Source organism: Streptomyces luomodiensis (assembly GCF_031679605.1).
Classification (GTDB): Bacteria; Actinomycetota; Actinomycetes; order Streptomycetales; family Streptomycetaceae; genus Streptomyces; species Streptomyces luomodiensis.
Map to the genome: position 1 here is coordinate 1,984,647 of NZ_CP117522.1, position 18,785 is coordinate 2,003,431.

Annotated in this window: 18 protein-coding genes and 1 pseudogene; 7 read left to right on the plus strand and 12 right to left on the minus strand. The window is 69.3% G+C overall.

The genetic code is table 11. The annotated features are described in order from the left end of the window. Positions 1 to 128 precede the first annotated feature (128 nt). Positions 129 to 962 (plus strand): PIG-L family deacetylase, encoded by an 834-nt coding sequence (locus PS467_RS08335; protein WP_311034711.1) that lies wholly within the window; start codon positions 129 to 131, stop codon positions 960 to 962. Positions 963 to 1,101: 139 nt separating this feature from the next. On the opposite strand, the gene PS467_RS08340 is transcribed toward PS467_RS08335, so the two are convergent. Next, complete coding sequence (locus PS467_RS08340) at positions 1,102 to 2,373, minus strand: hypothetical protein (RefSeq protein ID WP_311034712.1); 1,272 nt, start codon at positions 2,371 to 2,373, stop codon at positions 1,102 to 1,104. A gap of 56 nt (positions 2,374 to 2,429) precedes the next feature. Beyond that, positions 2,430 to 4,457 carry a hypothetical protein gene (locus PS467_RS08345; RefSeq protein ID WP_311034713.1) on the minus strand — a complete coding sequence of 676 codons (2,028 nt, stop codon included), beginning with the start codon at positions 4,455 to 4,457 and terminating at the stop codon, positions 2,430 to 2,432. Positions 4,458 to 4,872: 415 nt separating this feature from the next. Here PS467_RS08345 and PS467_RS08350 point away from each other — a divergent pair. Beyond that, positions 4,873 to 5,025: pseudogene (locus PS467_RS08350) on the plus strand (TIGR02679 domain-containing protein); the annotation flags it as partial. A gap of 47 nt (positions 5,026 to 5,072) precedes the next feature. On the opposite strand, the gene PS467_RS08355 reads toward PS467_RS08350, so the two are convergent. Beyond that, complete coding sequence (locus tag PS467_RS08355) at positions 5,073 to 5,810, minus strand: SDR family oxidoreductase (RefSeq protein WP_311034714.1); 738 nt, start codon at positions 5,808 to 5,810, stop codon at positions 5,073 to 5,075. Between the two features lie 93 nt (positions 5,811 to 5,903). On the opposite strand from PS467_RS08355, the gene PS467_RS08360 reads away from it, so the two are divergent. Beyond that, positions 5,904 to 6,743 (plus strand): LysR family transcriptional regulator, encoded by an 840-nt coding sequence (locus PS467_RS08360; protein ID WP_311034715.1) that lies wholly within the window; start codon positions 5,904 to 5,906, stop codon positions 6,741 to 6,743. 72 nt (positions 6,744 to 6,815) lie between these two features. Here PS467_RS08360 and PS467_RS08365 read toward each other — a convergent pair whose 3' ends face one another. From PS467_RS08365 to PS467_RS08390, 6 genes are all read right to left on the minus strand, one after another. Then, positions 6,816 to 7,616: an alpha/beta fold hydrolase gene (locus PS467_RS08365; RefSeq protein WP_311034716.1), complete on the minus strand. Its 801-nt coding sequence runs from the start codon at positions 7,614 to 7,616 to the stop codon at positions 6,816 to 6,818. Between the two features lie 69 nt (positions 7,617 to 7,685). Beyond that, positions 7,686 to 9,236, minus strand: a complete 1,551-nt coding sequence (gene mhpA / locus PS467_RS08370) for a bifunctional 3-(3-hydroxy-phenyl)propionate/3-hydroxycinnamic acid hydroxylase MhpA (RefSeq protein WP_311034717.1) — start codon at positions 9,234 to 9,236, stop codon at positions 7,686 to 7,688. A 52-nt stretch (positions 9,237 to 9,288) separates the two neighbouring features. Next, positions 9,289 to 10,221 carry an NADP-dependent oxidoreductase gene (locus tag PS467_RS08375; RefSeq protein ID WP_311039789.1) on the minus strand — a complete coding sequence of 311 codons (933 nt, stop codon included), beginning with the start codon at positions 10,219 to 10,221 and terminating at the stop codon, positions 9,289 to 9,291. Between the two features lie 55 nt (positions 10,222 to 10,276). Beyond that, on the minus strand, positions 10,277 to 11,359 hold the full coding sequence (locus PS467_RS08380; RefSeq protein WP_311034718.1) for an alpha/beta hydrolase: 1,083 nt from the start codon (positions 11,357 to 11,359) through the stop codon (positions 10,277 to 10,279). After that, on the minus strand, positions 11,359 to 12,342 hold the full coding sequence (locus tag PS467_RS08385; protein WP_311034719.1) for a fumarylacetoacetate hydrolase family protein: 984 nt from the start codon (positions 12,340 to 12,342) through the stop codon (positions 11,359 to 11,361). The genes PS467_RS08380 and PS467_RS08385 overlap by 1 nt, the downstream gene beginning before the upstream one ends. Then, entirely contained in the window at positions 12,339 to 12,917 is a 579-nt protein-coding gene (locus tag PS467_RS08390; protein ID WP_311034720.1) for a VOC family protein, read from the minus strand. Before PS467_RS08390 ends, PS467_RS08385 begins: the two co-directional genes overlap by 4 nt. A 287-nt stretch (positions 12,918 to 13,204) precedes the next feature. On the opposite strand from PS467_RS08390, the gene PS467_RS08395 reads away from it, so the two are divergent. Continuing rightward, entirely contained in the window at positions 13,205 to 13,963 is a 759-nt protein-coding gene (locus PS467_RS08395) for an IclR family transcriptional regulator (RefSeq protein WP_311034721.1), read from the plus strand. Between the two features lie 81 nt (positions 13,964 to 14,044). After that, the gene (locus PS467_RS08400) at positions 14,045 to 14,248 is read left to right on the plus strand and encodes a helix-turn-helix domain-containing protein (protein WP_432280726.1); all 204 of its coding nucleotides are present in this window, start codon (positions 14,045 to 14,047) and stop codon (positions 14,246 to 14,248) included. A 40-nt stretch (positions 14,249 to 14,288) separates the two neighbouring features. On the opposite strand, the gene PS467_RS08405 is transcribed toward PS467_RS08400, so the two are convergent. Then, on the minus strand, positions 14,289 to 14,873 hold the full coding sequence (locus tag PS467_RS08405; protein WP_311039790.1) for a helix-turn-helix domain-containing protein: 585 nt from the start codon (positions 14,871 to 14,873) through the stop codon (positions 14,289 to 14,291). 46 nt (positions 14,874 to 14,919) lie between these two features. Here PS467_RS08405 and PS467_RS08410 point away from each other — a divergent pair, with 46 nt between their 5' ends. Beyond that, positions 14,920 to 15,792, plus strand: coding sequence for a class II aldolase/adducin family protein (locus PS467_RS08410; RefSeq protein WP_311034722.1), 873 nt, complete (start codon positions 14,920 to 14,922; stop codon positions 15,790 to 15,792). A gap of 211 nt (positions 15,793 to 16,003) precedes the next feature. Next, positions 16,004 to 16,411 (plus strand): FCD domain-containing protein, encoded by a 408-nt coding sequence (locus tag PS467_RS08415; protein ID WP_311039791.1) that lies wholly within the window; start codon positions 16,004 to 16,006, stop codon positions 16,409 to 16,411. On the opposite strand, the gene PS467_RS08420 is transcribed toward PS467_RS08415, so the two are convergent. Both PS467_RS08420 and PS467_RS08425 read right to left on the minus strand, forming a co-directional pair. Further along, on the minus strand, positions 16,372 to 17,514 hold the full coding sequence (locus tag PS467_RS08420; RefSeq protein WP_311034723.1) for an NAD(P)/FAD-dependent oxidoreductase: 1,143 nt from the start codon (positions 17,512 to 17,514) through the stop codon (positions 16,372 to 16,374). The two genes, PS467_RS08415 and PS467_RS08420, sit on opposite strands and share 40 nt — an antisense overlap. A gap of 64 nt (positions 17,515 to 17,578) precedes the next feature. Further along, positions 17,579 to 18,688, minus strand: coding sequence for a LacI family DNA-binding transcriptional regulator (locus PS467_RS08425; protein ID WP_311034724.1), 1,110 nt, complete (start codon positions 18,686 to 18,688; stop codon positions 17,579 to 17,581). Positions 18,689 to 18,785: the final 97 nt, after the last annotated feature.

An 18,785-nucleotide genomic window follows, 5' to 3' on the forward strand; every position in this document is an offset into this window, starting at 1 on the left:
ACCGGCGCCGCACGTCGGGGAACACGGAGACCACAAGGTCGTCCGCCCCACCAGGATCCGGGCCCCGGAATCGCGGTACGCCCGCCGCGCACTCGGACCAAGACGTATTCCTGTAGGAGGACTGTTTCATGACTGACCGGCCTTTGACGCTCATGGCCGTGCACGCCCATCCCGACGACGAGGCCACCGGAACCGGAGGGATCCTCGCGCGGTACGCGGCGGAGGGCATCCGGACGGTTCTCGTGACGTGTACCGACGGCGGTTGCGGTGACGGACCGGGGGGTGTCAAGCCCGGAGATCCCGGGCACGATCCGGCCGCCGTCGCCTCGATGCGCCGTCAAGAACTCAAGGCGAGCTGTGACGTCCTGAAGGTCAGCGATCTGGAGATGCTGGACTATGCCGACTCCGGGATGATGGGCTGGCCGAGCAACGACGCCCCCGGATCCTTCTGGCAGACCCCCGTGGCGGAAGGCGCCGCCCGACTCGCGGAACTCATGCGGCACTACCGACCCGATGTGGTCGTCACCTACGACGAGAACGGCTTCTACGGCCACCCCGACCACATCCAGGCCCACCGCATCACGATGGCGGCGCTGGAGATGACCACGCTGACACCGAAGGTGTACTGGACGACGATGCCCCACTCCACGATGCAGCGGTTCGCGGAAGCCATGCGCGAGTTTCATGGGGACATGCCGGAGCCGGATCCTGCCGAGGCCGCCGCGATGGCCGAGATCGGCCTCCCCGACCATGAGATCACCACGTGGGTGGACACCACCGCGTTCAGCGGTCAGAAGTTCGATGCGCTGGCCGCGCACGCCAGTCAGGGCGAGAACATCTTCTTCCTCAAGATGGGCAAGGAGAGGTTCGGCGAGTTGATGGGCATGGAGACCTACGTACGGGTCAAGGACACCACCGGCGCCGCCGTACCCGAGAACGATCTCTTCGCCGGACTGCGCTGATCCGCCCTGCCGACCGGGGGCCGGGACAGCTCATCGGCCGCACGGCGCGAGGTGTCGCCAGTGGCCTGCGTCAACGCAAGGTGTGCTCGGCAGGCCGGGCGAAAGGCCGGGCCTCCGGCGGCAGGGGCCGTTGCCTCGGTCAGGTGGGGACGCTGCCGGTGTTCACCGGCAGCTTGTCCTGCTCGCGCTGGAGGGCGCGGAAGTCGTCGTACCAGCCGAGGCTCTGGGCGGGCGTCGACGACTTGGCCTCGGGTCGTGCGGTGCGGCTCGCGTACAGGCTGTTCAGCAGCCAGGGGTTCTTCTGCGGGCCGAAGTCCTTGGTCATGGCGGCTCCCTGGGCCACACCATAGGTGGCCACGGCGAGCTTGCCGGTGTCGCGGAACTGCTTGACCTGGTTCCTCAGCCAGTGCTTGTGGCTCGCGTACCAGGGGCTCATGGCGAGCAGGTCCTGCCACTGGCGCTGCGACCACGGGTGGTCGATCGCCTGCTTGATCGCCTGCCACACCTTGGTGTCGGGGCTCATCTTGTACCGCTCAGCGAACTGGCGCGGAATCGGGTCGCTCAGGTGCTGCCGCCACAGCAGCACCAGGGAGAACTCGGTGACCAGGAACTTCTGCCCGTGTCCCAGCCGCGGCACCACGAAGTCGAGGTACTTCTTGGCGTTCGCCATGGACGACACGTGGGGGTGGATGTCCACCCCCTCGATCCCGTCGGTCTTCCGCGCGAACTCCATCCACCGCTCCGCGCCCTCGCCGCGCCACTCGGGGTCGTCGAGGTGGTTGAGAGCGCCCATGTAGACGCGGGTACGGCTGCTCTTACCGCTGTGCTCGGCCCGGTAGGCGAGCACATGCTCGGCGACCTTCTCGTAGAAGTCGCCCAGCGGACCGTTCCAGTCCTCCTTGCGGCTCTCGATGAACGGCTCGTTGCCGACGACGAGGATGTTCACCTTGTCCATGACGGTGTCCAGCACCTTGTCGACCTTGGCCAGCACGTCGGCCATCTCGGAGCTGTCCGGGGCCGGGAAAGGCTTGTCGTTGTGCGGGAGCTTGAGGCTGAGGATGGTGCCGTAACCGTGCTCGGAGGCGTTGAGCAGAGTGGAGACCGCCCGGTCCTGCATGGCACCGGTCTCCTCCTTGGCACGAATGGCGACGAAGCCGCGCAGCCAACTGGCGTCCAGGCCCTCGAGCTCGGTGAATCCGCAGCCGGTGGGGTCCTCGTTGAAGTTGCCGCCGAGCGCCCCGTCCGGAGCCGACCCGTCGGACAGCCCGTCGGCCGACGGGTCGGCAGAGCCGCCGCCGGAGCCGCCGCTGTCCCCTCCGCCATCGTTCTTCGAGCACCCGGCGGCCAGGAGGGCCGCCCCCGAAGCCCCGACCAGCCACCGCCGCGACACTGCGAAATCGTTCTGCTTCACGTGCTTTCCCTTTCCACGGCCTACGCCGAAATCGATCTGTGGGGCAAGAGCGGCGTCTAGCCGAGCAGGAACCTCGCCTGGGAGCCGGGACCGGTGGAGTCCATCCAGAACGAGATGATCGCCCGAGCGCCGGAGCTCGCCCAGCCCGAGGGCGCGTGGGCGCCCAGGGCGAGGGCAAGCCTGGTGTGGCCCACCCTCGCGCGATCGAGTTCGGGGGCGTGGACCAGCTCGTCCGCGGTCGCACCGCGCCGTCCCCACGGCAGGGGCTTGGTGCGGCGCTTGTCGAGGATGTCGCCGTGCCAGAGCACGCTCTTCGCGACGCCGTGGCCGCGTACGTAGTCCACCCGGATGCCGAACAACGCCTCCGACGAGGCCGGTTGGTGGTCCGGAAGCTCGGCGCGGACGTCCGTGTCGAGGGTCTGCGGCAGACCGCGGTACTCCGCTCCGCACAACCCGGTGCCCTCATCCCCCTCGACGCCCACATAGGCCACGGCACGCACCGCGTCGTAGCAGCCATAGGCATTGCCGCGCACCGTGGTCGTACCCTTCGCCCCCGCGACGCGGTCGGCGTACGTGTGCTTCCGGACCAGGGTGGCGGACAGGCCGTCCCGGTCCAGGACGGGATGGTGCGAGGCGGCGCCGACCTCCACGTACACCAGACCCGGGCCCGCCACCGTCACGGTCTTGGACACCTTACGGGAACGCCCATCGAGGTGAACGGTCTCACTGGGGCCGAAGTCGCTTCCACTGTGCTCCAGCGGGCTGCCGTGCTTCTGATCGATGTGATACACCTTCAGCTCGGTCTGCCCCCCATCGGCCAACGGAACGTCGGCCAGCTCGAGCTGGATGGTCCGCGACTCGCCGGACTCGTTCCACACCAGGACCGAACTGCGGTGCTCGTCACCGGAGGCCATGGCACCGACGCCGTCGGGCAGCCCACCGCGCACCGGGGTGCGGCGGTCCGGCATGCGCGCGTAGAGCTTCAGCGCGTTGAACAACGGCGTGCGGAGCACCTCACCGCCCTTGAAGGCGATCATGTGCGGCACCCAGCCGCTGAAGGTGAACGTCTGCAGGTCGGGTATCCGCAGCGCCTTCTCCAACGCCGCCACCGAGCGGGCCGCCTCCAGCGCGGTTCCGCCCTTCTTCTCCCACTCACCCGGACGGAACACCCCGAACTGCGCCTGAATGAGCGGAACGGTGTTGAAGTCGCCGCCCAGCGCGTTGCGTGCACCGTCGACGAGGTCGGAGAGATCCTCGCCGTAGTTGTTCATGGTGAGGTAGTCGAACGGCAGGTCGGGCTCGGTCTTGCGGCGCTTCCGCAACTCGTCGACGGCCGTCTCCAGGTAGCTCCGGCCGCCCAACTGCCGGCGGGGATGTGCGTCGACCGGAACGAAACTCGCCATACCGAACAGCCCCTTGGGCCCGATCGCGCCGGCGTAGGCGTCGTAGATGTCGACCATCTGCCGGATCGACGCCAGATCAGGAGACCCGGTGAGGTTGTGGCTCGGCTCGTTCCACATGCACCAGCTGACCGGTTGATCGTTGTAGAGCTTCGCCCACTTGCCCATCGCGTCCGCAGCGGCCCGCAGATCGGTCGGGGCCGGGAACTTCCGCGGCGCCTTGGTCTTCGCGGCGTCCTCCCACTGCTGGGGCGCGCCCTCCAGTTGATACATGACCTCGATGCGGCGCCGCCGCAGCTCACTCTGCACCGTGTCGAGAAAGGAGTTGCGCCGCACCTGGACCTCGCCGCCCTCGACCTCGACGGGGTACGGCTTCATCGAGTCCGAGTCCGTGTCCGGAAAGCGGAGTTCTCCGTCGTAGAGCGCCGGACGGATCTCGTCCAGGTACCGCAGGCTGTCCAGGATCTTGTCGGAGTTGAGCGCACGCCCCACGCCGATCTTCGACTTGACCAGGGGGAAGAACGCCGTCCTGCCGAAGTCGACCTGGAGGGCGTCCGACGAGGACGAGGACGCGGACGCGTCGCAACCACCGAGGGCAGCCGCGGCCCCGATCCCGACCGCGGCGGTCAGGACGCGCCGTCGGGTATACGAGGCGAGGTCGTGCCGTTCCGGTGGTCGCTGCACTTCTCCTCCTGGGGCCATGTTCCACATGGTGGGTTGGTCGCTGGTGAGGGTGTGGGGAGCAGCCGGTGGGGTGGGTCGTTCCGGACTCCGACCGCGGAGGGCACGGAGGACTGGCCGCCCGCCCGTGCGCAAGAGGAGTGCGAGCCGCCCGAACACGCAGCCATGAGCGGCGCCTCCGGCAACGTGGCCGGGGTGCCCCGGCCCGTGCTGCTCTTGGCGGACTCTGGTCGTGCCATGACTTTCTGCTCCTCACACGTGCGGTGCCCCCGGCTTGTTGCCCGTGGGTGGCGACGACGGGCAACGAGAGCCGAACAGCCGCACGAAACGCTACAACGCCGGCTACGTCGGAGGCACACGCGGGGGTTCCCCCGGCTCCCCGGGCTGTGCCTGGCTACCGGACCGGATACGCCGCCACATGCAACCCGCCGAGCCACTCACCGGCCCGGTCCCCTGGCCGCGCCCCACCGACGGCGAGCGGGCCGCCGCCGAGCGCCTGCTGGGCCGGGCCCCCAGCGGCGGGCGTTCGCTGAACATCCGGCTCGACGCCGTCGACACCGTCCTGCGCCGCTCCGGCGTCAACGGCCTGATCGACGGGGAACGCACCCCAGAGTCAGGTCACCAGGGGACGACCCCGTTGTCGTCGAAAAGCCGGCCGGTCGGGCCGTCGTCCGGCAGGGTCGCCAGCCGGATGGCGATCGCCGCGCCCTGCTCGGGGGTCTGGGTCCCGCTGAATCCGTTGAGGTCGGTGGCCACGTAACCAGGGCAGGCGTTGTTGATCAGGATGCCGGTGCCGCTCAGCTCCTTGGCGTACTGGATGGTGACGGCATTGAGGAAGGTCTTCGTCGGTGCGTAGCCCCCGCTGATCCCCCCGAGGTCGACACCGGGCGCGGTCTGCAGGGTCAGGGAGCCGACGTGGCTGGACTGGTTGACGATCCGCGGGTGCGCCGAACGGCGCAGCAACGGCAGCATCGCGTTGGTGACCCTGATGACGCCGATGACGTTGGTCTCCACCAGCCGCCGCACGGTGTCGAGGTCGATGGTCGTGGGTTCCTCCGGCCAGCCGCCGGCCACGCCGGCGTTGTTGACCAGTACGTCCAGCCGCCCCGCACGCTCCTCGATCAGTCGGACCGCGGCGATCACGCTCTCGTCGTCGGTCACGTCCAGGGGCACGCCGAAGGCGTCGGCACCAGCCGCGCGCAACTTCGCCACGGCGTCCTCCCGGCGCTGCTCGTCCCGGGCGCCGACGCCGACACTCCAGCCCCGCGCACCGAGCCCGGCCGCGATCTCGTACCCGATTCCCTTGTTCGCGCCAGTGACCAGCGCGATCGTTTTCTCGTTCACGACAGCGAGCATGCCTGCGCTGCGGCCGGGCACCAACACCTGCTCGGTAGTGCAGAAATACCCGAACGATATCGATCCGCCGTGAGCCGTCATTAGCCTGGGCGCATGGACATACGCGAGCTGCGGTACTTCGTCGCCGTCGCCGAGGAGCTGCACTTCGGCAAGGCTGCCCAGCGCCTCGGAATAGCCCAGCCGCCCCTGTCCCGCACGATCACCCAGCTCGAACGCCGGCTCGGAATCGCACTGCTGGAACGCACCAGCCGCAAGGTCACCCTCACCGAGGCCGGAGCCGTGCTGCTGGCCGAAGCACACGCGATCCTCAGCGCCGTGACCGCGGCTGAGCGGCATACTCAACAGGCCGCGACAGCACACCCCAGCCTCGTCCTCGCCGTCAAAACCGGCACCGCCGGCGAGCTGCTGACCAAACTGCTCGACGCCTACGCCGCGGAACCCGGCGCAGCCACCGTCGAGCTGCTGCTCTGCGAGGCACACCAGCACCAGCAGCTGCTGCGGGACGGGCACGCCGACGTGGCCCTGCTGCACCTGCCCTTCGACTCAGCAGCCGGGCTCGACACTGAAACCCTGTGCACAGAGGGACAGGTCGCGATCCTGCCGGCCTCACACCCGCTCGCCGACCGCTCCCAGGTCCGGATGGCCGACATCACCACCCTGCCAACGCTCCCGATGGCCCGCTGGCCCGGTCCCGGCGGCAGCTACCCACAAGGACCGGGCGCAGAGGTACGGAACCTGGCGCAGCTGTTCCAGCTGATCGCGCTTGGCCGTACCACCGTGGTCATCCCCGAGTCCGCCGCCGCCGACCTGCGCCGGGACCTCGCCGCCGTGCCGGTCCTGGATGCCCCGCCCGTGACAACGGTGATCGCCTGGCCACCGCACAGCCACCTCCGTACCGTTGCCGACCTGATCCGCGTAGCAACACGTCTTTGAACCAGGACGAGGAGGGCGGCCCGAGCCCACGAAAACCGCGGCCGCTCGACCTGCCGACGAACCACAGCGACCTCATGACGAAGCACCCGCGCCCGGCGACGGCGTGTTCGCGTAGCGGCTGACGAACTCGCGGATCTCCCGGGCGACGAGCTCGGGAGACTCGTAAGGGGCGAGATGTCCCGCGTCCGACAGGAAGACCAGCCGGCCTCCGGGCATCGCACGGACGTCGGCGATCAACTTGTCCTGCGGGGCGATGGTGTCTTGGCCGCCGATGACGTAGCACGCCGGCACGGCCATCCCGGACAACTCCTCGAACATGCTCGTGTAAGCACCGCCACCGGTTCCGAGCCAGCTGTGCCAGAACTGCTCGGTGACAGCAGTCGTCATCGTGCGCACGACATCGGTCGTCTTGCTCGGTTCCAGCGAGATGGCCCCAACGGCCTGCGTGATGGCTTCAACGTCACGGAAGGACGTGTGGAACCCTTCGATGACGGGATCGCCCGCCTCGGTACCGCCCGCGTTCCACGGCATGAGCGCCATGACCGCGAACACCTGGCCGGGCCGGTCCAGAGCGATCCGCACACTGAGCGCGCCGCCGAAGGAGAGACCGACGAGGGCGAAGCGTTCGAGGCCGAGCTGATCACAAGCATCGATCACCGTTTCGGCGATCCGGGCGAGGCTCGATCCGTCGGCAGGCGCATGGAGGGAGCCCGCGTGGCCCGGCAGGTCCATGAGCACGAGGCGATAGCCGTCGAGCAGGGGTGCCACCTCCGACCAGCACGTGAGTGAGCACCCGAGTCCGGGCAGCAGAACGATGGTGTCCGGCCCGTTTCCCCGCTCCTCGTAGTACATACCGTTGTTCGTCTTCGGCATGAGATTCCTCCGTGTGTCATGTGATCCGGGGCTGTCGTCGGTCGCCGCGCGAGCGCGGGTGTCAGGCCGCTACACCAGCGACAGGCTCGCGCGAAGTGAGGCGAGCAGATCCACCACCTCGGAGAGCTCGGTAGCGGTGCCGAAGACGTAGAAGTCCGGGCGAACCAGCACGGCCACGACACCGGACTCCTTGAGCCAGTCACTCAGCGCCTCGCCCTCTTCCTGGACCCCCTCGGCGCCCACCACCACGGACCGCAGCCCGATGGCGCGCTCGAGTTCCGCGACGGCCGCGGTCGTCGCCGCGTCCGGTTCGACCAGGCTGAACAGGGTGAACCCGTGGCCGAGCACATCGTCGGACCGCTCGGTCTGCCCGCCGCTCGTACGCAGAAAGGGCTGTACGGCCAAGTGGCCGGCCAGCGGTTGTCCGTCTCGGAAGCCTGCGCCGACAGGCGGCTCGAACGGTGGCGGAAGCTCGGTCGCCGACCGCATCTCCGTACGACGTTGCGCCGCACGAACGGGGTCGGTCTCGCAGACGACGGTCCCTACCCGCACCGACTCCTCGATGTAGTCGATGACCTGTGGCCTTCTCGAGAGCGTGTACAAGTCCAGCAGCTTCGGGTCCGCGGCGCCGGTCAGCACGAGGTCGAGCATCCAGCCGAGGGTCGCGGCGTCCCGGATGCCAGAGCTCATGCCCTGTCCGAGGAAGGGCGGCATGACGTGAGCGGCGTCACCGGCAAGCAGAACCGACCGGTGGCGGAACGTGTCGGCCACGATGGATCGGAACTGGTAGACGGTCTGCCGGATCACCTCCCCCTCCTGCGGGCCGATCCAGGGACTGAGCAGCTCCCAGACACGTTCCGGCTTCACCATCTCGGTGGGATCGTCGCCCTCGACGAGCATGAACTCCCAGCGGAAGTACCGCTGAGCCACCCGGCCCATGTGGTTCGGCCTCGCGGGGTCGAGTACCTGGCCGGTGTCCGGGATGTCCAGGGCCGGGGCGCCAGGCCGAGGCCGGACGTCAACCACCAGCCAGTCGCCCCGGAAACCGAGATCTTTCGTCGGAATGCCGCAGAGCGTGCGTACCGCGCTGTTGGCGCCGTCTGCCCCGACCGCATAGCGAGCGGTGACGACGCTGCCGTCCGCCAACGTCACCACCACGTGGTCGGCCCCCTGGCGCAGGTCGACCAGCTCCGCACCGAAACGAACGTCCACCGTGGATGCTCCGCGGACTGCCGCGTCCAGGACATCTTCGAGTTCCGGCTGGTAGAAGTGGTACGACGCATCCCAGCCGGAGGGAGCGTTCCATTCCCTTGGCAGACGGGAAATCACGCCTCCGTCCGTGTCGAGGAATGCATACACACGAGCTGGTTCGGCAATGCGCCTTACATCCTCGGCAATGCCCAAAGACTGGAAGACGCGCATGATTTCGTGATCGAAGTGTCCGGCTCGTGGCGTCTCGTAGCGCCCGACCCGCCGTTCGCACACCAGCACGCGGTGCCCCGACGTCCCCAGGAGAGCAGCCAGGGTCTGACCGACCGGGCCGTACCCGATGATGACGACATCCGCATCCACGACATCCGGCGTGGTCGTGGATGTGCGGGGTTCATCGGCAAGCTTCATGTGTCCCAACCCTTCGCTTACACCGGTGCGTTGTACGTGCCGGAAGACCACCTCAGGCGGCGTCGGTGTCCAGTACGATCCGGCCACGGGCGCGGCTGTCCGCGTGGAGCATCCGCCAGGCGTCGGCGGCCTGCTCCAGCGGGAAGGAGCGATTCACGGGGACGGACAGCTTCCCTGCCTCGGCGAGCGCGGCCACCTCCGTCAGCTCGTCGGCGTTCGGGCGTGCCCACACCAATTGGGCACCCTGTTCGGGCGCGGTGATGTCGGCCACGGAGGCGACCCGCGCGGGATCCTTCACGACCTTCCGCGAGACGGCCACCGCGTCCCCGCCGTAGAAGTCGAGCGCCGCGTCGACGCCCTCCGGCGCGAGCTCGCGCACCCGCTCGGCCAGTCCTTCTCCGTAAGTGATCGGTGTGGCGCCGAGTTCACGCAGGTAGTCGTGGTTGCGCTCGCTGGCGGTGCCGATGACGTGTGCGCCCCGGGTGGCGGCGATCTGCACGGCGAGCGTACCGACCCCACCGGCGGCCCCGTGGATCAGGACGGTGTCGCTCTCGCCGATGTCGATACGTTTGATGGCCTGGTAAGCCGTCAGTCCGTTCAGCGGCAGACACGCCGAACGCAGCCAGTCGAGGGACGCCGGCTTGCGTGCCAGAGTGCGGGCCGGGGCTGAAACCAGTTCGGCGTAGGTACCGTTCTGCGCCCAGTCCTTGACGACGAAGCCGATCACCTCGTCGCCGATCTCGAACTCGGTGGCGCCGAAACCGCGAGCCTCGACGACGCCGGACATCTCGAAGCCCGGGATGAGGGGGAAGTGGGTCACCATGATGCCGTCGAGAGTGCCGACGGCGATCTTTTCGTCGCCCGGGTTCACTCCGGCCGCCTTGACCCGGACCAGGAACTCCCCGGGCGCGACCGCCGGTGTCGGCTGGTCGGTGAGCTCCAGGTCGTCCGCGCCGCCGTAACGCGGGAGTGTCATTGCTTTCACGGTCACCTCAATGATCTTGTCAGCTGTTGGGAGTCAGGATGTGTGGTGGTTTGGGTCACGCGCGGCCGAGCTGGGCACGGAACCAGTCACAGACAAACTCCGTGCGCTCGGCCGAGTGGTTGTACATGGTGTGGTCGCCGTCGTCCCAAACCCGCAGGGTGGGATGCGCCGACAGCTCGAGGAACACCTTCTGCTGATCGAGGCTGACCAGCGGGTCGTTGCCGCCGTGCAGCACGAGCATCGCGGCGCTCGTGTGCTCGACCGCCGGGTCCAGCCACAGGGTGCGGAAGACGGCCGCGGCTTCGTAGTCGGTGCCGACGCCCAGGAGCGCCCGCGATTGTTCGCGTGCGGTCCGGAACGGCAGTGGCTCCGGCTTGGCGGTGGCCCCGTTGACGCAGCACGCGCCGAAACGGCTGTCGTGCACCGCGGCACGGGCGGCGAGCAGTCCACCGAAGCTGTTTCCCCACACCCCGTACCGGCCGTCGTAGCCGGTACGGGCACGCACGGCGTCGAGGGCAGCGCTGAAGGCTCGGTCGACGTTCCCGTCGAGGTGGAGTCCGCCGGCCATGCGCGTATCGCCCTGGCCGGGTGCCTCGAGCAGGACAGCGGACAGTCCCCGCCGGGCCAGGGCTTCGGCCTGCTGATGAAAGGCCGGGCCCCAACCGCTCTGCCCGCCGACGATGACCACCGTGGGGCCGGGGCGATCGCCGGAGCGGCTGACGAACCAGGCGGTGCAGTGGCTCTGCCGGAACGGGATCGACAGCCGTTCCACGCGCAACTCGGTGTCGAGCTCGGCCGCGGCCTGGTAGGCCCGGGTGAGCCGGACGTAGAGCGCGCGTTTGGCCGGGTGGTCGGTGTTGAAGGCCATCTGCGCGAAGATCAGGGAGGCCGTTGCCCGGCGATAGCACGCGACCGCGGTCTCGACATCACCGCGGTCGGCGGCCGCCTCCGCGCGGGTCAACTGCGCCTCGGCCAGGCGCGTCGCGACGTCGTGCCACGGTTGTGAGACGGGCGCGTTGGCCAGGTGGACGGCGTCCCCGTGGTCCATGCCGTAATCGAGCATCCGGGACATCGGCATGGCACGCAGCAACGCGGCCCGAAGCTTGGCCGGGTCCTCCGCCGGTACGGGAGCGTCCATCAGCGCGCGGCTCCGTCGGTGCGTCGCGGTGGTGTTCCGTCCTCCTGCCCTGTCGCGCCCCGGGTTCGCAACGGAATGACCGGCGCCGCCTCGGTGACGGTGTTACGCAACTCGCCGAGACCTTCGATCGCCGCGACGACCTCATCGCCCGGCCGCAACCAGGGGTAGGTCGCCGAGTCGTGAGTGCGGGAGAGCTCCAGGATGCAGCCGGTGCCGCAGGTGCCGGAGCCGATCACATCGCCCGGCCTCACTTCGGCGCCACGGGAGGCGTAGGCGATCATCTCGCCGAACGACCAGTGGATGTCCGACCACAGGGCGCGGGAGTAGGGGGCACCGTTGACCGTGCAGGTCATTTCGAGACGGTATCCGTTGCCCTCGCGGAAGTCGGCGATCTCGTCCGGGGTCACGAAGTACGGGCCGAGGCTCGTCGCGGTGTCCTTGCCCTTCACCGGCCCCATCGACAGCTTCATCTCGCGCTGCTGCACGTCCCGGCCGCTCCAGTCGTTGAGCACACAGTAACCGGCGATGGCGCCTTCGGCGTCCTTGGCGGTCAGGTCGCGGCCGCCGCACCCCACCACCGCGGCGACCTCCAGTTCGAAGTCGAAACGCTCCGTACCCGGCGTCATCGGCACCGGCCCGCAGCCCATCACGGCGTAGGGGTTGGAGAAGTAGAAGACGGGCAGCTCGTACCAGTCCGGTTCCATCTCCAGGCCCCGCCAGGCGCGCCCTGCCCGGACATGCTGTTCGAAGGCGTAGAAGTCGCGGACGGTCGGAGGCGTCGCGATCGGCGACAGCGGAACGATGTCCGGCAGCGGCACGGTCGCGCCGCGCCGCAGCGCGGTCCGTCCAGCCGCGAGCAACTCGGCCTCGCCGGCCTCGATGAGAGGCAGCAGGTCTGCCGGACCGTCGACGACCCGGACCAGGTCGCCGTCGACCACGCCGACGCGTGAGGACGGCCCGTCCGCGTAGCGAACGAACTTCACTGCCTTACCTCCTTGGCCGCGGCGCCATCGGCCGGCATCGCTTGTTCGCGCGTCCAGGCGCGATAACTGTCCTCGGTGAAACCCGTCGCGCCGTGGCGCTCGACCGAAGCCCGGATGGCGTCCAGAAGCTCCTCAGGATCGGTCTCGATGTCGATGTGCTCGACGAAGGGCTGTCGTGCCACGAACCCGGTCTGCCAGTAGACCTCACACCGGTTGCCCTCCGGGTCGTAGAAGTAGACGCCGACGGCATTGCCGTGCGAGACGATCATGTCGAGCCGGACGTCGTGCTCCCGGAAACGCCGATGGAAGCCGAGGACGTCCTCGAAGCGCGCGCACCGGAACGACACCTGCTGGATGAGTTTGACGCCGACCGGCGCGTCCCGCCCCCCGGCCAGGAGCAGTTCGTGATGTTCGGTGTCCGGCCGGGCGGACAGGAACCAGACGCCCAGCCGCTCGTCGTGATCGGTGACCGTCAGTCCGAGGACTTCGGTGTAGAAGGCGAGTTGCCTGCTCACGTCGTGACAGCGCAGGCCGACATGGCCGAGTTCCGCGATGGACGGCGATGGAGTCGTCACGGCGCTCCTTCGAGGCAGCGTTCTGCAAGGCAGATCATGTTCTGGAGAGTAGCCCCGCCCCAGTAACTGGTCAACAGCGATGTTCTTCTGAACGGCAGGTGCTCTGCCCAGCAGAACACAGCGCGCCGGAGGCGCCGGCGCCGTGACGCACCACCAACACGGCCGCGGAGCGATTCGCGAGATCCGCCGAGACGTCGAGGGGGGACTGCGGTTATTCTGGCTAGCGAAATCCAATTCCGATCACCAGAACAGCCGCGCCGCAGTGACGACGGCGAGATGGAGGGGTTGTGGCAGTGCCGGCCGCCTACCCGGTGGAATCGATCGACAACGCCGCGCGGATCCTGCTGATGCTGGTGGACAACCCGTCGTTGCGAGTTGCCGACGTGTCCGCCGAGCTCGGAGTGGCCAGGTCGACCGCTCATCGGATGCTGACCACCCTGCAGGCCCGCGACCTGCTCCGCCAGGACGCCCGGACCAAGGGCTACGGACCTGGGCCCGCCCTGGCCAGGCTCGGCATCGCCGTGATGGGGGCCGTCGCCCTCCGCGACGAAGCGCGTCCCGTGCTGGAAAAGCTCGTCGAAGACACCTCCGAAACCGCGCATCTGCTCGTACTGGAAGGCACGGAGACCGTCTTCGTCGAAGGTGTGGAGAGCCAGCAGGTCATCCGTGCCGGGATGCGTATCGGGCAGCGAGGCCCGGCGCACGCGTCTGCCGCGGGGAAAGTGCTGCTCGCCGAGCTTTCCCGGGAAGAGTTGCGGCGCCGCTATCCGAGCGCGCGGCTGCGAGGCGGAACCGAGCGCGCGGTGAGCACCCGCCGGGCGCTCGAGGCCGAGCTCGAGAAGGTAAGGGAGACCGGCTACGCCACCAACATGGAGGAAAGCGAATCGGACCTCTGCGCGGTGGCCGCCCCGGTACGGAACCGGCAGGGCGTGGCCTGCGGTGCGCTGTCCGTATCCGGCCCGGCGAGGCGGGCCGACGCCAAACTCGCCCTCCTCAGCGGTGCTGTCGTCGCCGCCGCCACCGAACTCGGCGCGCGGCTCGGTTAGGGCGCGGACTGAGCCCTCCGTCCTGACGGTGGCCGCCAACGCGCCGTCCACCGGCAGCGGATCGGCAGCCGTCGGCGGCGCCTGACGCCGGGACGGCAGGCCCTCCCCGCTCTCGCCCCTCTACGCTGCGGCGACACCGACACCCGGCTCGCCGCCGGGTTCGGCATCGGCCCGGAAACCGCGTGCCGCTCCGTCCATGAGACCGTCGACGTCCTCCCCGCGCTCGCCGAGAGCCCGCCCGCCGCGATGCGGCGGGCGAAGCGGCCGGCGTATTCGGCGAGCTGAGTTGATCACCGGGTACGCGGCAGCCTTCGATTCCTAGCGCTTACCGATGCCAGCTTCCCTGGCCTGCGGGAGAGGGGACTGTGATGACGAAGACGGTCGCGGCGTTCGGCCCGGCGTTGTGGAGCAGGTGCGGCTGACGGGCATCGAAATGCGCGGCGTCTCCGGGCGCGAGGTCATACGTTGCGGATGCAACCTCAAGACGTACATCTCCCGAGTGCACGAACAGCCACTCCTCTCCGGGGTGCTCTGCGGCACGGCCCGTTGGGGAACGGCCGGACAGCTCCAGGCAGATCGCCTCGAGCATGTTGGGGCCTGAGGTCCCGCTCACCGCCGCGTATCGATATCGGCCGTCGGGGCCCTCGATCGGCGTAGCTGCGCCTCTCCTGAAGATGCGGCAGGCGGATTCTGGCTCTTCCCCGACGAGTTGCCCGACGGACGTGCCGTACATGCGGGCCAGCTGAATGAGAACTCCGATGGAGGGCTGGCGGTCGCCCCTCTCCAGCCGCGACAAGTGGGTCACGGACACCCCCACGGCCGGGGCCACTTCGGCGAGAGTCCAGCCCGTGCGGCGTCGCGCCCCGGACAGGCGCTCGGCGATCAGCTTCTCGGTCTCGGTGGCCTCCATCACCCCTCGGATTATGCCCTACAGGTCAATTTATTGACCCTGAGGGTTGACAGGCATTCGCCTGTCAGGCGAAATTCTTCGCCAGGCAGGTCAACTTCCTCGGCGACAGGAGACGATCATGAATCATTCCGAGGCCGCTGCGGTGGCGGACGAACCGGGGCTGCTTGACCTGGAGGCTCTGCCCGAACAGCACAGTTCCATGGAAGCTGAGCGTGAACACCGCAAGCGCCAGCTGGCAGCCGCGTTCCGGATCTTCGCCCGGTATGGGTTCGACGAGGGGATCGCGGGCCACATCACGGCGCGGGATCCGGAACTGTCAGACCACTTCTGGGTCAACCCCTACGCCGTTCACTTCTCGCGGATCCGGGTCAGCGATCTGCTGCTGCTCGACGGTCAGGGCAAGGTCGTGCACGGAAGCAGGCGCACGAACAAGGCGGCCTTCTCCATCCACTCCACCATCCACGAGGCGCGCCCGGACGTGACCGCGGTCGCTCACGCGCACTCACTGCACGGACGCGCCTGGTCGGCACTCAGCCGGACGCTGGACCCGATCATTCAGGAGTCCTGCGCCTTCTACAACGATCATGTCCTGTTCGATGAGTACAAGGGGCTCGTTCTCGAGCGGGACGAGGGCGAGCGCATCGCGGCCAGGCTCGGCAGCCGCCGGGCCGCCATTCTTCGGCACCACGGACTGCTCACCGTCGGACGCACGGTCGAGGAGGCGGCGTGGTGGTTCATCACGATGGATCGTGCGTGCCAGATGCAGCTCATGGCCGAGGCCGCCGGTGATGTGCGCGTCATGACCGACGAGGAAGCCACCTTGGCTCACCGCCAGTTCGGTAACGCGAATATGGCCCGGCACAGCTTCCGGCTGCTCGCGGAGCTCGTGTTCGAGCAGGAACCTGACGTCCTGGATTGACCTTCTCCCAGGAGCGGTTGACGCGTCGGCACCCTGTGCCGTTCAGAAACGCGTCGCCAACGACTCGCGGCGCAGGCCCGCCTCAAGAGCGAGGTTTCGGGCCTGCTGCGCCGCCCACTGTGCGGTCGGGCGGTCAAGGTTGTCCAGACCGTGGAGGCGCCGATCCTCTGGCCCAGCCGGGCGAGCTCCCCCTTGATTCACCGCCTCCGACCTGGATGCGATGCGGCAGGCGCTCGACGACATGGCCGCGGCCGGCTCGGAGGCGGACGCGATCGTCGAGGCGGACCTGGCCTTCCACCGTGCCCTGCCGGAGTCCGCGCACAACGAACCGCTGAGCCGGATGGAGGTCGTGCGGCCGAGGCGCCGGCCGCCGCCGTACGGGCCGTGGAGAGCGGTGAGCGGTCGGCCGCGCCGAAGGTTCGCCGGGCCGCCACCGTCGCCGGCCGCCGCGAGCGCCCGGGTCCCGGTAACCCGGGAAGTGGTCCGCGGGCAGCACGCCACACCCGGTCAGCGACGCAGGCCGGCCGGGCCGGCCGCGGGTGCTTTGCCAGGGTTTCGGCGCCCGCGCCACCGTGCGGGCTATTGGGGCGACGTGGCGGTGAAGCGCTCGATCCTGTAGGGCTCGAGCTGCGGCAGCCGGATGTCTTCCAACAACTCGCGTGTGACGAGTTCGGCGAGCCGCGCGGCAAGGGTGACGCCGCTGTGGGTCACCACGATGTACAGGCCGGGAACAGCCTCCACGGTTCCGACGACGGGCATCCCGTCGGCCGGCATCGGCCGCACGCACACCCGGTACTCCTGCACGCGGGCCTGGCTCAGGCCCGGCAGGAGCTGTCGGGCTCGGTCCAGCAGCGTGTGCGCCAGGTCCCGCAGGTGGGTTTCGGGAGTGTGCAGATCCGCTGTCATGTCGCCGGCTTCCAGGTGCACGGTGCGGGGGCCGTGGGGGCGCAGGTTCACACCAGGGGTGTGCAGAACCCGTGTCGGCGAAGGCTCGACCGGACCGACCCGTGCCACGAACCCCGGCGCGGTCGAGCCCGGCGGCGTGGGATCGACCATCGGGACGCGGATCCCTGCCATGGCGGCGACCTCGGAGGTCCAGCGCCCGGCGCAGCAGACGACCGTGTCGGCGGGGATCCGCTCACCGTCAGCGGTGCGCACCGCGGTGACCCGGCCGGCGACGCGTTCGATCCCGGTGACCCGGCCGGCCTCGCCGGTGCGCACGCTCGCCCCGCGTTGGCGGGCCCGCGCCACCAGCTGCTCCACCAGTGGCTCGGTCAGCAGGTAGCCCTCCTGCGGGAACCAGGCAAGGCACAGGTTCCGCGATGCGGTGTCCGGCAGGCGCACAGTGGGCTCGATCCGGGCCGCTTCTTCCCGGTCGACCAGGTGCGCCGCGTAGCCCCATGCGCGGGCCCGAGCCACGGTGGCCTCCAGTTGTTCCCGCCGTCCGGCGTCGGCGACCCGCAGGTTTCCCACCGGCCGGTACCAGGTGGCGCCGTTCAGCCCGGTGGCGAGGCGGGCCCAGGCGCGCATGCCGTCGGCGTTGAGCCGGTGGTAGGCATGCGGGGTCTTGGCGGCGGCGTTGAGCCAGGCGAGACTCCATCTGCTGGTGGCCTGGCCGGGTCGGCCCTGCTCCAGCAGGACCACCTCCGCTTTTTCTCCGGCCAGCCGGTCGGCCAGGGCCGCCCCTACGATCCCGCTGCCGATCACCACGCACCGCAGCATGTTCCACCCGCTCCCTTCCCTGTCCGCGCCGGCTTAGGTCTGGCTCAGGTCCTGTCCGCGGCTGTCACGTCCCGTTCGTTACGACGGGGGCGGTCGAGGCTCTGCGGACCAGCTTGGCCTGCAGCCGCAGGTGCACGGCCTCGCCGTCGGCCGGGCCCTCGCCCGTGCGGCGGGCGTGCAGGCGGGCGAGCAGTTGTTCCGCGGCGGCCGCGCCGAGTTCGCGGTGCGGCTGGCGGACCACGGTGAGCTGCGGACGTACCAGGGTTGTCCAGTCCTGGTCGTCGAAGCCGACCAGGGAGATCTCCTCGGGGCAGGCTCGGCCGCTGCGCTGCACCGCGGCGAGGGCGCCTGAGGTGAGGATGTTGTCCGTGCAGAAAAGGGCGGTGACGGACGGGTCGCGGCGCAGCAGGCGGGTGGTGGCCCGCTCGGCGGCGGCCCGGTCGTAGGGCGAGTGCACCGCGAGGCCGGGGTCCGGCTGGATGCCGGCGCGCTGGAGTGCGGAGAGATACCCGGTGAGCCGGGCGGCGCTGGGCCGCTCGCCGTCGCCGTCCGCGGATTGGTCGAGCAGCCGGGAGAAGTCGCGTGAGGCCTCGCTGATCACCGCGATGCGCTGGTGGCCCAGGCTGATCAGGTGGTTGACGGCGCCGCGGGCGCAGGCGGTGTTGTTGACGATGACCTGGTCGACCTGGGGCAGGGCCGTCAGCGGGCGGTCCAGGAGGACGACCGGGAGGCCGCCGTCGACCAGGGTGCGCAGTCGTTCGGCGCTGTCCGCTCCCTCGGGAGCGATGATCACGCCGTCGACCCGTTTCTCCCACATGACCTGGATGGCGCGTTGCTCGGCGTCGGGGTCGGAGTCGGTGTTGGCGAGGAGGATCTCGAAGCCTCCGGCCCGCACCACGTCGGCGATGCCCCGGACCGCTTGGGCGAAGAAGGAGTTGCCGACGTCGGTGACGATGACGCCGATGGTCTGGGTCGAGCCGTGGATGAGGCTGCGGGCGAGCCCGTTGGGCCGGTAGCCGAGCCGCCTCGCGGCCTCCTCCACTTTCACCCGGGAGGCCGCGCTGGATTGCCCGTAGCCGCCGAGGACCCGGCCGGCCGTGGCCGTGGAGACGCCTGCGGCCCGAGCGACTTCGACGATGCTCGGCGGCCCGCCGGTCCGCCCCTTGCTCTGCACGTGAGTGCCTCCTTCTCTCCGGGAGGTCGATCTCGTGGACGCCGCCTCGGGATACGGCTCCCGAGGTAGTCCGCAACCGACCTCTTGACACAGTCTA

Coding starts and splice junctions, on each gene's coding strand:
- PS467_RS08360 (WP_311034715.1), top strand. CDS start 5,904: ATGGACATACGCGAGCTGCGGTACTTCGTCGCCGTCGCCGAGGAGCTG.
- PS467_RS08420 (WP_311034723.1), bottom strand. CDS start 17,514: ATGCTGCGGTGCGTGGTGATCGGCAGCGGGATCGTAGGGGCGGCCCTG.
- PS467_RS08355 (WP_311034714.1), bottom strand. CDS start 5,810: ATGCTCGCTGTCGTGAACGAGAAAACGATCGCGCTGGTCACTGGCGCG.
- PS467_RS08365 (WP_311034716.1), bottom strand. CDS start 7,616: ATGCCGAAGACGAACAACGGTATGTACTACGAGGAGCGGGGAAACGGG.
- PS467_RS08380 (WP_311034718.1), bottom strand. CDS start 11,359: ATGGACGCTCCCGTACCGGCGGAGGACCCGGCCAAGCTTCGGGCCGCG.
- mhpA (WP_311034717.1), bottom strand. CDS start 9,236: ATGAAGCTTGCCGATGAACCCCGCACATCCACGACCACGCCGGATGTC.
- PS467_RS08335 (WP_311034711.1), top strand. CDS start 129: ATGACTGACCGGCCTTTGACGCTCATGGCCGTGCACGCCCATCCCGAC.
- PS467_RS08405 (WP_311039790.1), bottom strand. CDS start 14,873: ATGGAGGCCACCGAGACCGAGAAGCTGATCGCCGAGCGCCTGTCCGGG.